Genomic DNA, 16,314 nt, shown 5'->3' on the forward strand with positions numbered 1-16,314 from the left:
GACACGGCCTAGCGTAGGGGGCATGACGTCCGTGCAGGCCAGCCGTGGTCTTCTGGAGCCGCTGGGTCGTACCCGCGTGATGGGTGTGGTCAATGTGACACCGGACTCGTTCTCCGACGGGGGCGCCTATCCGACCGCGGTCGACGCGGTGCGGGCCGGTCTGGCGATGGCTGCCGAGGGCGCCGACATCGTCGACGTCGGGGGCGAGTCGACCCGGCCGGGCGCGGGGCGGGTCGATCCGGCCGAGGAGCTGCGCCGGGTGCTGCCGGTGGTGACGGAGCTGGCCGCGGCGGGTGTCGCGGTGAGCGTCGACACGACCCGTCCGGCCGTCGCCGAGGCCGCGCTGGCCGCGGGCGCCGCGGTCATCAACGACGTGTCGGGCGCCGCCGACCGTGACCTGCTGGCGGTGGCCGCCGAGCGGGCGGTCCCCTACGTTCTGATGCACACCAGAGGTGTGAGCGCGGACATGGCCACCCGCGCGGTCTACGGTGATGTCGTGTCCGAGGTCGTCGCCGAGCTGCGTGAGCGCCTCGATGCCGTGTTCGCCGCCGGGATCGCGCCCGAACGGGTGATCGTCGACCCGGGGATCGGTTTCGCGAAGGAGAGCGGGCACAACTGGACATTGCTGGCTCACCTCGACGCCATTGCCGCGCTGGGGCATCCGCTGCTGGTCGGCACGTCACGCAAGTCCTTCCTGGGCAGCCTGCTCGCGGACGCCGACGAGCGTCCCCGCCCGGCCGGGGAGCGCGACGACGCGACCCAGGCGACGACCGCCCTGCTGGCGGCCGACGGGGTGTGGGCGGTCCGGGTGCACGCGGTGCGGGCCGCGGCCGACGCGGTGCGGGTCGTCCAGGCATGGCGGGAGGCCCGCGAGCGGCGGGCCTGGCCGGCTGGCGGCGGGCCCGCGCCGGCGGAGCGGACACCCGCCAGGCCGGATTCCGCCGTGTCGGACCCGGGGAGGTCGAATCCTGGGACGTCGGATCCTGGCGTCACGGATCCTGGCGTGTCGGCCCGTGGCGCGTTCCGGCTCCCGCCCACGAGTGCGGTATGACCAGCACGTCTCCTGACACGTCTGCCGGTACGTCTCTCACGGCGTCCTCCGCCACGGCCGCCGTGTCTCCTGCCGCGGCGCTCGTCGCGTCCGGCCGGATTGCCGTGACCGGACTGCGAGTCCGGGGTCATCACGGTGTGTTACCGGCGGAGTGCGAGCTCGGCCAGGAGTTCGTGGTGGACGCCGCGGTGTGGCTGGACACTCGGCCGGCCGCCGCCAGCGACGACGTCGCCGCCACCGTCGACTACGGGACGTTGGCACAGACGCTGGCCGGGATCGTCGCCGGGGAGCCCGTCAATCTGATCGAGACGCTCGCCCACCGGCTGGCCGACGCGTGCCTGGCCGACGACCGGGTCCTGCGGGCGGAGGTGACCGTGCACAAGCCGGCCGCGCCGATCCCGCTGCCGTTCACCGACGTCGCGGTCACCGTCACCCGGAGTCGGCGGGCATGAGCGGGGCCACGGGCCCGCACCGGCCCCAGGACGCCTCCGGGCCCGGACCGCAGCCTCGGCCGCAGGAGCAGCGGCCGCCGGGGCGTCCGTCGCCGGGGCGCCGACGGCCGGGGAGTCTCGCGCGGCGACCGACGCCGGCAGGCCAGGCGCCGGCGGTGCTGGCGCTGGGCTCGAACCTCGGCGACCGCCTCGCCCAGCTGCGTGCCGCCACCCGCCTGCTGGGGTCCGTGGCGGTGTCACCGGTGTACGAGACCGCGCCCGTCGGCGGGCCCGACCAGGACGACTACCTCAACGCGGTGGTACTGGTCCCGGCGGCGCCGCCGCGGGACCTGCTCGCCGCGGCCCGGTCGGCCGAGCGGGCGGCCCACCGGGCACGAACCGTCCGCTGGGGCCCGCGCACCCTGGACGTCGACGTGATCGCCTGTGGCGATCTGGTCAGCGACGACCCGGACATCCTGATCCCGCATCCACGCGCCCACCTGCGCGCGTTCGTCTGCGTCCCGTGGCTGGACGTCGACCCGGACGCGGCGCTGCCCGGGCACGGCCGGGTCGAGGAACTGGTGGCCGCGCTGGACACCTCCGGGGTCCGCCGGACGCCGTGGAGTCTGTCCGGGTGAGGCCGACGCGGGCGCGGGAACTGGTGGCGGCGGCCGTGGTGGTCGGCGTGCTGGCGTACGTGTTGCTGGCCTTCACCTATCGGGACCTGCCACGGTTCCCGCGGACGGCACCGCTGTCGCTGCTGATCGTCGGGCTGGCGGAGGCACAGACCGCCGCCATCACCCGGCGCCGGCTGCAGGGACGTCCGGGCACGAGGCCGATCCTGCCGTTGACCGTCGCCCGGCTGGCGGCGCTGGCGAAGGCGAGCAGCCTGGCCGGGGCCGCGCTCATGGGGGCGTGGGCGGCGCTGCTCGGTTACGCGCTGCCACGTCTGGACGAGTTCGGTACCGCTGACACCGACGCGGTCACCGCTGGTCTCGGGGTCGCGGCGGCGCTGGTGCTCCTTGTCAGTGGCCTCCTGCTCGAGCGGGTGTGCCGGGTCCCGAAGTCATAGCGCGCCAGCTGTGCGACCATGTGTAGCCATATCGGCGGTGGTGTCCGGTGCCGGGCGCCGGCCATCAGGGAAGATCGGCGCGAGCGTGCCGTCGGGTACGCTCGTTCCGCCGAGAAGCGTACTTGGCGACACGCCCGTCTGGATCATGCTCCGGATCGGCGTTCGCGGCTGGCACCCGCCCCGCGTGACCGGCGCTGCCAGGCGATCGAAAGCCTCAGATGACCGCGAAAGCCCAGTTGATCGAGGAGTGCGCGGTCGTGGTTTCCGCGGCGTCCACAACCCGGAGTGCCCGTCCAGCGTCTGGTCACGATGAGGATCCCGCGATCCGGCGTTTGTCAACTGGGCGCGCGCAACGCCAGCGCAACGCCGTGGTACACCGATGGGGGGACATATGACGTGGGCGCGGATCGTGAGGAGGTTGGTCGGTGGCGGATGATATGCGACGATCTGACGCGTCGAACCCACGTCGAGCCACAGCCGCGGACGGCGTGCCGGCAACGGCGGACCGTCCCGACACGGAGTCGGTTCCCAGTGGCCATGGCGACTACCCTCCGAGTTCATACCAGAACCAGGATGCTGAGCGCTACTACAACGCCCGCCAGTATCAGGATCCTGGTTCGTACCGGTCTCCTGATTCTCGCCAGGGGTCTTTTTCTCCCCAGGTGCCCGTGGGCCCCCAGCCGGGGGCCGGGGGATATCAGCCGCCCGGCGGTTATCCCCCGCCAGGACCGGGAGCGTATCCGGACTCGCGGTCACCTGGCCTGCCCCAGCGGCAGGGCGTACCGCCGCGGGCCGGCTACGCCCGGGACGAGCCGGACGCCGGCTACGGGCCCCCGGCGGGCTATCGTGCCGAGCCCGCCCCCGCGCCCGGCGGGTACGCTCCGGCGGCCGGATATCCCCTGACAGGCGCTCCCCAGGCCGGCGCCCCCGATTTCTACGGGGAGCAGACCCGGCTCGCACCGGGGGCGAGGCCCTTCGGGCCGTCGCCGGTCGATTCCGCCCCGCGCGCGGGGGAGCCGTACCGGGAGGCACCCCGCCCGCAGGCTCCCCCCGGCGCTTCCGGTGGCCCCCAGCCCGGGGCCGCCGGCTCACGGCAGGCAGGCCGCTACCAGCCCGGCGCGCTTTACCCGCCGGACGGCGTCGGGTATCCGGCGAATCCGTCCGGGCCCGGCGCCTACCAGGCACCGGCGACGGGTTTCGGGACGGGTTACGCCGCCGGCGGGGAGGCGGCAGCCAGCCAGGACATCGCGGCGGTGGCCGCGCCCCCCGCGTCACAGCCGGCCCGGTATCCGCCGGATCCGCTGCCGCTCGATGGGCCGGCAGCCGGCGAAATGACGGTCTTCACGGACCTGCGGCCCAGGAAGGGCAGCGACCGTCCCGGACGCCCGGACGGTGTTCCCCCGCCCCGGACCAGGCAGGTCGGCGCCGACATGTCGACATCGGCATCCCGCCGGCCGGGGCCGGACCATTCCGACGACCGCCGAGCGAGCCCGTCGGCCGCCGAGCAGGACACCACCGGTGAGCAGGTCGGCACGCTCCGGGCCGAGTCGGGCCGGCGTCGGGATGACCGGGGCGACCCCCGGTCACCGGACCGGTCTGCGAGCCGCTCCACGGAGCGGTCCACGGAGCGGTCCACAGACAGGTCCACAGGGGACGCCGGAACGCGCCGGAACCGTCCCCGGGATGCCGCCGGGCTCCCCTGGCTGCTGCGTCGACTCGTGTACGCGGTGGTGATCCTCGGTGTTGCCTTCGCTGTCGGGGGTGGGGCCGGGTTCGTGTGGCAGAAGATCAGCGGTGGTGGGGGCGGCGGTGCGGCCGCCGTCACGGCCCGGCCCTCCGCGGCGTCCGGCGACCCGGCCGGCGCCACCGCGGGACCCGGAGCGTCCGCGAGCCAGCCGCCGGCCACGCGGCGCCCCCGGCGACCGTCCCGGCCGACTGGGTCGCCGTCACCGACGCGCAGCAGAAGGCGGCGTTCTCCCATCCGGCGGCCTGGCAGCAGCGCCGGGACAAGACCGCGGTCTTCTTCGTCGAGCCGCCGGTGGGGAACGCGCGGTCCGGCGGCCCGCAGATGGTCGGTGTCGCCCGGGTCGCCGGGACGGACCAGGCGGCCGCGCTCACCGCCGTCCAGGATTCGGAGTTCACCATCCAGCCCGGCGTGACCAGGGAGACCACCCGGACGGTGGCGGATCCCGGCGGCGCGCGGGTCCAGGAGTGGGTTGGCTCGTACCTGCGCGAAGGGCAGCGGGCCACCTACGTGATGCGGGCGGTGCCGGCCGGGGACGCGGTCTATGTCCTGATCGCCCGCTCGTCGGCGCAGTCGGCAGCGACCGCGACCACGCTGCTGGAGAGCCTGCGCGCCTCCTTCCGCCCGGCATGACCCCGGCGGTACGGGACGAGCTGTCTGGACGGGCAGTCTGGGGCGCCCGGGCTGCACCGGGCAGGCCGGAGCGCTCTTATATACCGGCTACCAGCAGTAACACTTGACTTTGCTGGATGAGGGAGCAAGAAACGAACAGCTGTTACAACAACTGTTTGCTTCTTGTTTCGATGCTCTGATGGCGCCGGAACCGGGCCGCATTACCTGATCGACGCTTCGTCTGTTGCCGTGCGTGCTGTCGCCGCGCGATGGTATGGATCTCCGGTCCGACGGGGGGCCTCTGCCGTCATTGGCCTTCTGTTGATGATTTTTATTGTTGCGGAATTTTTATTCCGTTGTTTTATACGGGCGCTAGACCTGTTCCGTGGCCCTGTTCCACGGCCCTGTTCCACGCAGGCGGCGCTGCCTGGAGCACCCGCCCGCATCGGCCGGTGGCCGTAGGGCTGGCCTACAGGTCGGGTCCGGGAGCGGGTGAGCGCATCGGGGCGAGCAGCCGCCAGATCACCGCGGCGGTGTCGAAGCGTTTCGGGCCGGTGGCGGGTGGCCAACCGTGGGCGAGGCCGGGAAGCAGGAACTCCACGATCCGCTTGCCGGACGAGCACACCGTCTCCTGCCTGATCGCCGTGTATCCGTCGCGGGCGGCTAACGCGGCGCCGACCCCAGGACCACTCGTCGCGGTGCGGCCCCCGGCGCCAGCCGGTGGGGCGAGAGCAGCGACGGCCTGGCCGGGCGCCGCCTGTTGCGCGCCCCCGCCACGGCTGGCCGGGCCCGCGGCCCCGTCCTCGTCGAGGCCGACGAGTTGGCCGCCGGCCGCGTTCCCGATGGCGCCACCGTCGCTGCCGACCGTGAAGGTGTCCTGCGGCAGCGACGGTTCGGCGCAGCCGGCACTGGCCCGGAAGGGCGACAGGCTCTCCCGCGCCGACCGCAGGGGCGTCCCGAGCGCCTCGGACCAGGCCTCGCCGGCGTATGGGACGCGTTTGTCGAGCTGGCCGTGGATGGCCACCACGGTCACCGGTTTCGCCGGCGCGCAGCCGGCCGTCTGCAGGCTGGCCGCGACCACCGCGATCCCGGCGATCTCGTCGGCGTGCTCGCAGGCGTAACGGTAGGCGATCATGCCGCCGTTGGAGAAACCGACAAGGAACACCCGTTGCCGGTCGATCGGATAGTGCTGCTCCAGATGCGAGATGAGCGCCCGTAACCATCCGACGTCGTCGACCTGCGCGGCCGCGGACTGCCCGCAGCAGGTGCCCGCGTTCCAGGAGGTGTTGAGCGCGTCGGGGTAGGCCACGGCGAACCCGGCGGTGCCCACGAGCACGTCGAAGCCCCACAGCGACTGTGGCTCCGAGCTGTCGTTGTTCAGGCTGTGCAACGCGATGACGAGCGGGAAGGGCCGGGTGATCGTGATGGCCGGCAGCGTCAGGCGTAACTGTGTCGTGCGTCCTGATCGTTCGTACGCGTCCGGCCCGGTTGTCGGGGTGGACACGGTGATCATGAGCGTGGTCGGGGAGGGGGTTGGCAGGACGCGGTCGTACAGAGCCGCGCATCCCCCGGCACACAGGGCCAGCACGGACGTGAACACGGCGCAGCAGACCAGCACGTCACGCCGTGGCAGGCCACGGCGGCGAGGCGAGCTACGGCGGCGGCGCTGGGACAGCAGCGCGCGGGCCAGGCGGGAGGGCGGCATCACACATATTTTGTCCTGTTGGTGACAGAAGTCCGTCACCGGTGCCGGCGTTGACTCCCCCGGATGGCTCGAGTTCTGCGCGTGATGTCCGTTTCACGGTCCCGGCCGGCGAACGGAATGACTCTCGCGGACGGCAGTGGCGCGGACGGTAATGAGCCGCTGGGGCGGGCGGGCGGTGCGGGAGGCACAGAGGGCGCGGAAGAAGGACGGCCCGCGGCGGTCCCGGTCGCTCCGGTGATCCCGGTAGGGGATCCGGTGGGAGGCCCGCTGGTCCCGCCAGCGGGTGCGGTGGCCGCTGGACTTCCGGGGCAGGCCGAATCCGTGGGCGGTCCTGTCCTGGTGGTGGATGTGGATCCGGACGCCGTGCGACCAAGATCTTTTCCGGATCTGGATGCGGAGCGGCCCAGGTCGGTGCCGGTGCCGGGCACCGGGCCGGGGTCGACGGTGCTCGGGGCTGTTCCCGTGACCTGGTCCCGCTCCGGATCCGGACCAGGCTGGTCCGTCCGTACCACGCCCAGGCGCGGACGCCCCGCCGCGTCCAGGGGAACGGTCCAGCCCACTACGCCCGCAGCGTCCGCACTGCCCGCCGTGTCCAGCGCGTCCGCCGGGTCGGTGTCCGGCAGGGGCTGCAGTACCGCGGAGCGGTACTGCACGAACGCCTCCCGCGCGCGGCTTTCCAGGTCGTTGACCAGCTCGAGCTGTTCGCGTACGCGGCGTTCGCCGGCCGGCCCGGCCGCAAGCAGGTCCGACAGGCAGCGGTCGACGGCGCGACGGGCCTGTAGCCAGACCAGGAGCAGCCGGGAGCGCTCCAGGTCTGATGGCGTGTCCACCGAGATGTCTCCCCACTTCCCGCGTGCTGCGTGACGTGCTCCGTAGTGATGTGCCCCGTAAGTGGCCTTGGCTGTCGTTGGTTGCGACTCGCTGTCGTACCAGAGTGCCTTACCCACTCCTGTCGCGCGCGTCAGTTCGTGGAACGGACACGTGTCCGTTGCGGCCGTTCTGGACCGTTGTCGCTATTGCGGTGGCTGTTGGTGTGGCGGCTGGCGCCGCCCCACACGGTGGCTTGCTGGTGTGGCGGCCAGCGCCGCCACAGGCGGCTTCGTTGGTGTGGCGGCCGGCGCCGCCACAGGCCCCGGACGCCGGCCGCTCCCGTGACTGGAAGGTCATGGCTGCCGGGTGGGTCCGGCGTGGCCGCCGGGTTCGCCTGTCTCCTGCTGCGGGGGGAGCGGATCCGGCGGGGTGTCCGGCCGTCTGCCGGTGCGACCGGAGGCGACCAGGTCACTCACGGAGACCACCATCGGCTCCTCGGCCGCGGAGCGTGCCCGGTTGCCGTGCCACGTCGACCGGGCGCTGGTCAGCTCCTGTCCGCCGCGGCGCAGGGCCTCCTCCCAACGCTGTTGCATGGGACGGATGAGCCCGCCGCCCACCCCCACGATCGTCACTCCGGTGATGGTTGCGAGAACAGCGTAGAGCATCGGTGTTGTCACGGATGTGGCAAGGCCGAGTTCGTCCAGGGCGGCCTTGCCAAAACCGATCATGATGATGGTGGCGCTGACGACCCCCGCTGCCCCGGCGTAAGGCAGGCCGCTGAGCGCGTTGCCGACGTAGCCGCGCGCGGCGGACGCCAGGGTGGCGCCGATCACGAGGACGACGCAGGCGAGCACGGCTCGTGCCAACATGACGATGAGATCGTGAACGAGGATGCTGACCGGGTTGACCCCGAACACGCCGAGTGCCAGCTGGAGAAGCGCCAGCGCGGCGATGGCGAACGTGATCCGCATGAGGTCGGCGCGCAGATCGGCCGCGGGGCGACGGAGCATGCGGGCCAGCCCGCTGCGGTCGAGCAGGTTGTCGGCGCCGGCACGGACCAGGAGACGGTTGACGGCGCTGACGATGCCACGAGCCGCCAGGCCGCCGGCGAGCAGGATGAGCACGAACGCCCCGATCTTCGGCACGCTCTGGATGACGGATGTCCACGCGTCCCGGACACCCTGGTCCCAGCCGGCAGCCTGCGGTACCAATAGTCCTCCTCCGTCTAGGGGCCAGAGGCGGCGTGATCGTGCTTGTCTCCCGCTGCCGTGGCCCGGCTCCCCGGGCCATGGCAGGGCCGAGGACGACGCGACCGTGTGTTTCGCGCCCGGGGTTGCGCACCGGATCGGTGTCGAACGACGACGTCTGGAGACGCCTGGAACATGCCGTAGGTCCCCACAGGGGTGGCCGCTAACAGAACACCTCATATATAGCGATCACGCCATGTTGCCACACGGTCTCTGAAAGTAGCTTTCGTGTAGTCCGTCCATGGATGCCCCGAACAAAAGGGACGTCTGGTTGCCAGCGAGATGGCAGCGCCCCGAGGTGGAGCGCTGCCAGGCACAACGGCGCTGCCAGGCATAACAGCGCCGCGAGGTGGCGGTAGACCAGGCCCGTCGGCCCCGCCTCTCCGGCCACCGCCGGGGAGGCGATCCTCTCCTGGCCGGCGTGCCGCCTACTGGTTGGCGGTCTTTCGGACGATCTGCTTGGCGATCCGGTTCACGACGGCCTGGTCGGGTGCGTCGAACACCCGGCCGACCAGGAAGGAGCTCTGCACCTGGCCGGCGAAGACGAACATCACGTCGAACGTCATCGGCACCGCCGGCCCGTCGAGGGTCATCGACGCCTTCACCCTGGTCAGCGCGGTGACACCGGCCGGGGGCGTGCGTTTCGTCGTCGACAGGATCGTGAAAGTGCTGCCCTCGGGCAGGTCGGCGGCCTCGGTGTACCCGCGTTTGAGCAGGTCACCGACGCAGGAGGGGAAGGACGGATCGGCCGCGATCCGGACCGCCTCCGTTATCACCTCGGCCGGGTAGACCGCCGCCACCGAACCCATGAAGACCAGGTTGTCGTTCGTGGCGAAGTAGGGTCCCTTGGCCGAGTCCAGCGGCTCGATCTTCGGATCGGCTCCCGACCTCCCGACACACGCCGCGAAGCCGGTCATCGCGGCTACGGAGAGGGCTCCACGGTTGTCCAGGGACGTGCTCGCGTTGAAGCCGGTGGTTTCTGGCCCCTGGGTCAGCACGTAGTCCCCCGCGTGCAGGTTCGTCCGGGCGGCTGCCGACGCGACCGGGACCACCGGCTGTTCCGGCGTCGTGTTGCCGGCGGGCTGCCGTGACCCGCCGCAGGAGCCGCTGGCGAGCGCCAGCAGAACACCCACGAGAGTGAGGCCGAGCATTCGGATGCGAGAGCGCCGCGCAGGCTGGGACGTCGCCATGATCTTAGTACCCCCTGGCTGCGGTGGAGCGTTCGGTGGGTTCCCGATTAGTCCAGTATGCACTGATTGCATGGAGTAATATTACCGCTACGGCTGTCCGGGGCCATGCCCGCTACCGGGTGGGTGGCGACATCAGCCCCACCGTGGGGGATGTGAGGATGCGACCGTGACGAACGACTCTTTTCCCGCCGGCACCGGTGCCGGCACCGGTGTCCGTGGCGGGGGCGGTGCCCTGCCCTTCGTCCCGCCGGATGCCGACCTTGCCGGGCTGGCCGCGGCCGCCGCGTCCTGCCGGGGCTGTGAGCTGGCGGACCTGCCCGATACCCGGACCGTCTTCGGGGAGGGGAATCCGCGTGCGCGCCTGGTCCTCGTCGGCGAACAGCCCGGTGATGTCGAGGACCGGCGTGGCCGGCCGTTCGTCGGGCCCGCCGGCAAGCTGCTCGACCGGGCGCTCGCGGACGCCGGGATCGACCGGGCCGAGGCGTATGTCACAAACGCGGTCAAGCATTTCAGGTACCGCCGCAACGGCGGGCCGCGGCGTATCCACCAGACACCGGACGCCCGGCAGGTCACGGCCTGCCGGCCATGGCTCGCGGCCGAACTGAACCGGATCAGGCCGCGGCTGGTCGTCCTGCTCGGCGCGACCGCGGGGCAGGCGCTGCTCGGGCCGTCGTTCCGGGTGACGAAGATGCGCGGCCGGTTGCTGCCCGGGCCGCCCGGATCGGACGCCCAGCTGATCGCCACGTTGCACCCGAGCGCGGTGCTGCGGGTCGAGCCGACCACCCGGGACGAGGTCTACGCCGGCTTCGTCCATGATCTGGAACTCGCTGAACGCACCCTGGCCGGCATGACGGGCTGACCGCCGGACCGCCGGCCGGTCTGCCGGCGCGAGTCCGGGACCGGCCGCGGGAGGCGGCCGACGCCCGCCGGAAACGACACCGGGCGCCCGTGGGTGGTACCGACGGGCGCCCGGCGTCCTGGATCAGGCGACGATCTCCACTGGCGTGCCCAGCGGGAGCAGGCGCGCGAGCCGGGTGATGGTCTCGTTGCTCACCCGGATGCAGCCATGGCTGACATCCTGGCCGAGCAGGTTCGGCTGGTTCGTCCCGTGAATACCGATTACCGGCGCTCGTCCCTCGAAGGAGTCGAGGGTGGTCGAGAAGCCGCTCAGCCCGAACGCGTACGGCCCGTACGCGCCGGCCGGGTTGCGGGGCTGGAGCAGTTCGGTCAGGTAGAACTTGCCGCCCGGGGTCGGAGTGTCACCCGTCCCGACGGCGGTCGGCTCGTCGACAACGACCTGCTGCTTGTCATAGACCCGCAACCGGTGCTCCTTGCGGGCGACCTCTACCCGGTAGCTGGTCTGGCTGGCCTTCACCTGGGCGTCCTTCACCCAGCCGGTGGTGCCGGCGGGCTGGACCGGCAGCAGCACCTGCCACCAGCCGGGGAGCTTCGCCACCACCAGGAAGACCCGCGGGGCGCCCGCTTCGTTCGGGTTGCTCAGCTGGGAGACCACGCTCGCGGCGATCGGCGACTTGTAGATGTCCACCTTCGGGACGACGGCGGTGACGATGGTGGACGTCCCGTCCTGGTTGACCGATGCCGCGGCGGCCAGTTCGCTGTGCGCCGCCTGCGGGACGGCCGTGCTCGTCGGCGCCGTCGGCTGGGTGCCCGTCGGCGAGTCCGCCGATCCTCCGCCGCAACCGGTGAAGGTAATCAGCCCGGCGAGAACGAGCGACGGGATTCCCGCGCGCCGCGGGGACAGCCGCCGTGGAGGCGGTGTGTTTCCTGCCGCTGCCGCCGCCGACACGGATGTGGATGTGGATGTGGGCGTGCCTCCGGTGGGCGCGGAACCAGCGGGCATACCGGTGGACGAAACGGCGTGTGCCGCCACCCCGGAGGCGGGGCGACGGCACACACTCGAACCCAGGACCATCATCCTGTGTAGTAGACCCGGTCCGTGACCACGGCGTTCGCCGGTGTGGAGACCGGTACGGTGTCGACGTCCTGCTGCTGATCCGCGCCACCTCCGCCGTTGTCCGCGCCGGGGCAGTTGGCAACACCGATGGCCGGGATCGCCTTGAGCAGGCTGCCTGACAGCAGGTCGAACGGAATGGCCAGGACGGCGTCGAGCACGTGGGTGACGAGAGTGATCAGTCCGCCCGGCGGGATCTCGCCGGTGCCGCCCTTGCCCTTGGTGTCATACCAGCCGAACCCGAAGGGCTTGTCGGAGGTGTTCTTCAGCTGCCACTTGCCCCCGTCGGGGCCGCAGGAGTGCAGAAGCGCCAGCGGCTGGGCCAGCAGGTTGCCCACTTTGCTCAGGTCGAGCAGGCCCTGGATGTCCACCGGCAGGCCGGGAACGAGACTGAGCAGGTTGTGCAGCACGTCCGGGGAGAGCTGCGTGATGTCCGCCGGGAGGTTGGCGGGAAGGTTGGCCGGGAGGTTGGCGGGAAGGTTGGCCGGGAGGCTGAGTGGGAGACCCGACTGCGCCGGCACCTGCTGGACCGTCTTCGCCGCGGTGCCCGGGTCAGGAGCCGACGTTGTGTCGTCTGCCCATGCGGCCGGGGCGGTCAACCCGATCAGCATTGATCCGATTACGCCGGCTAGAGTTAGCCGCGTCCTGCCTAAACGCATTGTGTTTGCCCCCTCAAGGCTTTTGACATGCCGGAAGCGGGCCTGTGGCCGCTGTCACAGCAGCATGTTGCGAGGGATGCTACCAATGGGCTTGCGCAACTCGCACGCGGATGTGCCAGTTGTGATCAAAAGCGTAACCGCATGTGACGGAATTGTGTTTCCGTAGATTATTCGATTCGACCGGCCGGCTTGATTGACGATTGTGTCATATTTGCGAAGCGACCTTGTCGCGGCCTGCCGCAAAGGCGCTGGCGCATAAGAATTTCCCAACGTGCCGCGTCTCATGGTGACAGGCGCTCGACGATCCAGCGGCCATCCGCGTGTGACTGGCCGTGTCCGCCGGTACCGCGTTCACCGGACCGCGGTTCACCAGCCCGGACCTCGTCCGCGGAAGTGTCGGCAGGAGTGTCGTCGGCATCGATTCGACGATAGCGCAGCCGGTCGTGTAGCCGGTCGGAGCCTCCCTGCCAGAACTCGACCGTTTCCGGGACGAGCCTTATCCCGCCCCAGAACGCCGGCACCGGGACCGGTTCCGGCGCCGGCCAGCGAGCGTCCAGCTCGGCCCAACGCCGGTCCAGCCAGTCCCGGGAACCGATCACCTCGGACTGCCGACTCGCCCACGCCCCGAGCTGTGAGCCGCGCGGCCGGGACCGGAAGTACGCCGCGGTCTCGGCGCGTGACACCTCCTCGAGCCCGCCGACGGCGACGATCTGTCGTTGCAGGGCGTGCCAGGGAAACACCAGCGAACCGTATGGATTCGCGGTGGCCTCCCGGGCCTTGCGGGAGCCGAGGTTGGTGAAGAGCGTGAAGCCACGCTCGTCGAATCCCTTGAGCAGAACGGTCCGGGCGCTGGGCCGGCCGCGGGCGTCCGCGGTCGCGAACACCATCGCGTTCGGCTCGGGCAGTGCCGACCCCGGTTCCGCGGCCACCGCGGACGCCTGCTCGTACCAGCGCGCGAACTGGGCCACCCAGGTGGGGGCAAGGTCGGACTCGTGCAGCCTGCCCGCGCTGTAACAGCGCCGTTGGGCGGCGGGATCGGGCACCGGCGGCCGGGCGTGGTTCGGGCGGGTGGACACACCGTCGATCGTGTCACCTTTCTCCGGGCAGGCCTGCCCGGAGGTCCGCCCCGGTGACGTCGGGTACAGGTGATCTTCTGGGTCGAAAGTGACCTGCGCCACGTCGGTGAGGCCGTCACGGCCGGCGAGGCCCGGTCTGCCGGGTAAGTTCCGATCGCGCTCGCCGTGGGCCGCCGGCGGTGTCCTGCCGGGCTATGGCACCGCTTCCGCCGAGAGGGCAGGATGCAGACAGGTAATTCTGCCCGATGATGCAACCAGCTCAGATCAGCTATCGGCTGGCGTTCGGCGTGCCCAGACCCCGCGTCGTCGTCCACGCGACCGGCCGGCGGAGACAGGAAGCGGAGCCCCGGACTTCGATGTCTGAGAAGACGAGTGATTTCAAGCCCGGTCTCGAGGGCGTGATCGCCTTCGAGACCGAGATCGCCGAACCGGACAGGGAAGGCAGCGCGCTACGGTATCGCGGCGTCGACATCGAGGATCTTGTTGGTAAGGTCGACTACGGCCACGTGTGGGGGCTGCTCGTCGACTCCTCGTTCGAGCCCGGCCTGCCACCGGCGGAGCCGTTCCCGCTGCCGGTGCACTCCGGCGACATCCGGGTGGACGTGCAGAGCGCGCTGGCGATGCTGGCTCCCCACTGGGGGTTCGGCCAGCTCATCGACATCTCCGACGCCCAGGCGCGTGACGATCTTGCCCGGGCCTCGGTGGTGGCGCTGTCCTTCGTCGCGCAGGCGGCCCGCGGCCTCGGCCAGCCCGCCGTCCCGCAGAAGGATGTCGACCGGGCCCGCACGATCACCGAACGTTTCATGATCCGTTGGCGGGGTGAGCCGGATCCCAAGCACGTCCAGGCGGTGGACGCCTACTGGGTGTCCGCAGCCGAGCACGGTATGAATGCATCCACGTTCACAGCCCGGGTGGTGGCCTCCACCGGCGCGGACGCGGCGGCCTCGCTGTCCTCCGCGGTGGGCGCGCTCTCCGGCCCGCTGCACGGCGGCGCCCCGTCCCGGGTGCTGGCGATGCTCGACGAGGTGGAGGCCACCGGAGACCCGGCCGGATACGTCCGCCGGGCGCTGGACCGCAAGGAGCGGCTGATGGGCTTCGGGCACCGCGTGTACCGCGCGGAGGATCCGCGCGCCCGGGTGCTGCGCCGCACCGCGCGCGATCTCGGCTCGAACCGCTACGAGGCGGCCGAGGCGCTGGAGGCCGCCGCCATCGAGGAGCTCACCAACCGGTATCCCGACCGCCCGCTGCGGACGAACGTCGAGTTCTGGTCCGCGGTCGTGCTCGACTACGCTGGGGTGCCGGCGCACATGTTCACGTCCATGTTCACCTGCGCGCGTACCGCTGGGTGGAGCGCCCACATCCTGGAGCAGAAGCGCACCGGGCGCCTCATCCGCCCGTCCGCCCGCTACGTCGGCCCGGCTCCCCGGCCGCTCGGAGATGTTCATGCCTGACCAGATCGTCATCCCCGAACATCTGCGTCCGGTCGACGGACGCTTCGGCTGCGGGCCGTCCAAGGTCCGCCCCGAGGCGGTGGCCCGGCTCGCCGCCACCGGCACGTCGCTGCTCGGGACGTCGCACCGGCAGAAGCCCGTGCGCGCCTTGGTCGGGCGGGTCCGCGCCGGGCTGGCCGAGCTGTTCTCGCTGCCCGACGGCTACGAGGTGGTGCTCGGCCTCGGCGGGGCCACCGCCTTCTGGGACGCCGCCGCCTTCAACCTCGTCCGCGAACGCTCCCAGCACCTGGTGTTCGGGGAGTTCGGCGGCAAGTTCGCCGACACGACGAAGGGCGCGCCGTTCCTGGCCGAGCCGTCGGTCGTCTCCTCGGCACCGGGCAGTCACCCCGAGTGGGCGCCCGAGCCGGGTGTCGACGTGTACGCGACGCCGCACAACGAGACGTCCATGGGCGTGGCCAAGCCGGTGCGCCGCCCGATCGGGGCGGACGCGGGAGCGCTGCACCTGGTCGACGCGACCTCGGGCGCCGGCGGCCTGCCGGTCGACATCTCGCAGGCCGACGCCTACTACTTCGCGCCCCAGAAGAACTTCGCCTCCGACGGCGGACTGTGGGTGGCGCTGCTGTCCCCGGCCGCGCTGGAGCGGCTGGCCGAGATCGCCGCCTCCGACCGCTGGATCCCGCCCTTCCTGGACCTCACTACCGCCCGGGGCAACAGCGCCAAGGACCAGACGTACAACACTCCCGCGGTCGCCACGCTGTTCCTCTTCGCCGACCAGGTCGAGTGGATGCTCGCGGGCGGCGGCCTGGACTGGTGCGTGCGCCGCACGGCCGAGTCGTCGTCGATTCTCTACACCTGGGCGGAGAAGACGAGCTACGCGACGCCGTTCGTCGCCGACCCGGCGCAGCGCTCCCAGGTTGTCGTCACGATCGACTTCGAGGGCGTGGACGCGGCCGCGGTCGCCCGCACCCTGCGGGCCAACGGCATCGTGGACGTGGAACCGTACCGCAAGCTCGGCCGCAACCAGTTGCGGGTGGCCTGCTTCCCGGCGGTCGAGCCGTCCGACATCCAGGCGCTCACCGGCGCCATCGACCACGTGGTCGAACGTCTGTAGTCCGCCGTAGCTCGCGCAACCTGCTTTTCCATCAGCTTTTTCACCGGATTTTTCCGGTGGGCCGCTTTTCTCCGTTGCATCCGGACCGTTCGTTCCCGACGCCGTGCCGGTACTGGTCCTGGAGTGTTCCGCGGAACACTCCAGGACCAGTACTCATCGCGCTTTCCACGGGACCGTGGGTAT

The 16,314-nt window shown here is 71.4% G+C and carries 15 protein-coding genes; 8 read left to right on the plus strand and 7 right to left on the minus strand.

All coding sequences use genetic code 11. The features are described from left to right. The first annotated feature begins 22 nt into the window (after positions 1–22). From folP to FSYMDG_RS01215, 5 genes are all read left to right on the plus strand, one after another. Complete coding sequence (gene folP, locus FSYMDG_RS01190) at positions 23–1,051, plus strand: dihydropteroate synthase (protein WP_043602721.1); 1,029 nt, start codon at positions 23–25, stop codon at positions 1,049–1,051. Beyond that, the gene (gene folB / locus FSYMDG_RS01195) at positions 1,048–1,503 is read left to right on the plus strand and encodes a dihydroneopterin aldolase (RefSeq protein WP_013871805.1); all 456 of its coding nucleotides are present in this window, start codon (positions 1,048–1,050) and stop codon (positions 1,501–1,503) included. The genes folP and folB overlap by 4 nt, the downstream gene beginning before the upstream one ends. Beyond that, the gene (gene folK, locus FSYMDG_RS01200; RefSeq protein WP_083828077.1) at positions 1,500–2,120 is read left to right on the plus strand and encodes a 2-amino-4-hydroxy-6-hydroxymethyldihydropteridine diphosphokinase; all 621 of its coding nucleotides are present in this window, start codon (positions 1,500–1,502) and stop codon (positions 2,118–2,120) included. Before folB ends, folK begins: the two co-directional genes overlap by 4 nt. Next, positions 2,117–2,554 (plus strand): DUF3180 domain-containing protein, encoded by a 438-nt coding sequence (locus FSYMDG_RS01205; protein ID WP_013871807.1) that lies wholly within the window; start codon positions 2,117–2,119, stop codon positions 2,552–2,554. The genes folK and FSYMDG_RS01205 overlap by 4 nt, the downstream gene beginning before the upstream one ends. 1,777 nt (positions 2,555–4,331) lie before the next feature. After that, the gene (locus FSYMDG_RS01215; protein WP_013871809.1) at positions 4,332–4,931 is read left to right on the plus strand and encodes a hypothetical protein; all 600 of its coding nucleotides are present in this window, start codon (positions 4,332–4,334) and stop codon (positions 4,929–4,931) included. 448 nt (positions 4,932–5,379) lie between these two features. Here the strand turns inward: FSYMDG_RS01215 and FSYMDG_RS01220 are convergent, their stop codons facing one another. From FSYMDG_RS01220 to FSYMDG_RS01235, 4 genes are all read right to left on the minus strand, one after another. Next, entirely contained in the window at positions 5,380–6,615 is a 1,236-nt protein-coding gene (locus FSYMDG_RS01220) for an alpha/beta hydrolase family esterase (RefSeq protein ID WP_237703181.1), read from the minus strand. A 35-nt stretch (positions 6,616–6,650) separates the two neighbouring features. Continuing rightward, positions 6,651–7,445 carry a hypothetical protein gene (locus FSYMDG_RS29365; RefSeq protein WP_013871811.1) on the minus strand — a complete coding sequence of 265 codons (795 nt, stop codon included), beginning with the start codon at positions 7,443–7,445 and terminating at the stop codon, positions 6,651–6,653. 333 nt (positions 7,446–7,778) lie between these two features. Then, positions 7,779–8,636 (minus strand): mechanosensitive ion channel family protein, encoded by an 858-nt coding sequence (locus FSYMDG_RS01230; RefSeq protein ID WP_013871812.1) that lies wholly within the window; start codon positions 8,634–8,636, stop codon positions 7,779–7,781. Between the two features lie 464 nt (positions 8,637–9,100). After that, the gene (locus FSYMDG_RS01235) at positions 9,101–9,805 is read right to left on the minus strand and encodes a hypothetical protein (protein WP_131772013.1); all 705 of its coding nucleotides are present in this window, start codon (positions 9,803–9,805) and stop codon (positions 9,101–9,103) included. 223 nt (positions 9,806–10,028) lie between these two features. Here FSYMDG_RS01235 and FSYMDG_RS01240 point away from each other — a divergent pair, with 223 nt between their 5' ends. Continuing rightward, positions 10,029–10,721, plus strand: coding sequence for a UdgX family uracil-DNA binding protein (locus FSYMDG_RS01240; RefSeq protein WP_013871814.1), 693 nt, complete (start codon positions 10,029–10,031; stop codon positions 10,719–10,721). Between the two features lie 123 nt (positions 10,722–10,844). On the opposite strand, the gene FSYMDG_RS01245 is transcribed toward FSYMDG_RS01240, so the two are convergent. From FSYMDG_RS01245 to pdxH, 3 genes are all read right to left on the minus strand, one after another. Beyond that, entirely contained in the window at positions 10,845–11,798 is a 954-nt protein-coding gene (locus FSYMDG_RS01245; protein WP_013871815.1) for a L,D-transpeptidase, read from the minus strand. Next, complete coding sequence (locus FSYMDG_RS01250) at positions 11,795–12,355, minus strand: hypothetical protein (protein ID WP_131773795.1); 561 nt, start codon at positions 12,353–12,355, stop codon at positions 11,795–11,797. Before FSYMDG_RS01250 ends, FSYMDG_RS01245 begins: the two co-directional genes overlap by 4 nt. A 419-nt stretch (positions 12,356–12,774) precedes the next feature. Further along, positions 12,775–13,671 (minus strand): pyridoxamine 5'-phosphate oxidase, encoded by an 897-nt coding sequence (gene pdxH / locus FSYMDG_RS01255; protein WP_013871817.1) that lies wholly within the window; start codon positions 13,669–13,671, stop codon positions 12,775–12,777. Positions 13,672–13,925: 254 nt separating this feature from the next. Between pdxH and FSYMDG_RS01260 the strand changes: the two genes are divergently transcribed. Further along, the gene (locus FSYMDG_RS01260; protein ID WP_043604402.1) at positions 13,926–15,020 is read left to right on the plus strand and encodes a citrate synthase 2; all 1,095 of its coding nucleotides are present in this window, start codon (positions 13,926–13,928) and stop codon (positions 15,018–15,020) included. Beyond that, positions 15,013–16,131 (plus strand): phosphoserine transaminase, encoded by a 1,119-nt coding sequence (gene serC, locus FSYMDG_RS01265; RefSeq protein ID WP_013871819.1) that lies wholly within the window; start codon positions 15,013–15,015, stop codon positions 16,129–16,131. The genes FSYMDG_RS01260 and serC overlap by 8 nt, the downstream gene beginning before the upstream one ends. The last annotated feature ends 183 nt before the right edge of the window (positions 16,132–16,314 follow it).

The sequence above is a fragment of the Candidatus Protofrankia datiscae genome (genome assembly GCF_000177615.2).
GTDB classification, from domain to species: domain Bacteria; phylum Actinomycetota; class Actinomycetes; order Frankiales; family Frankiaceae; genus Protofrankia; species Protofrankia coriariae.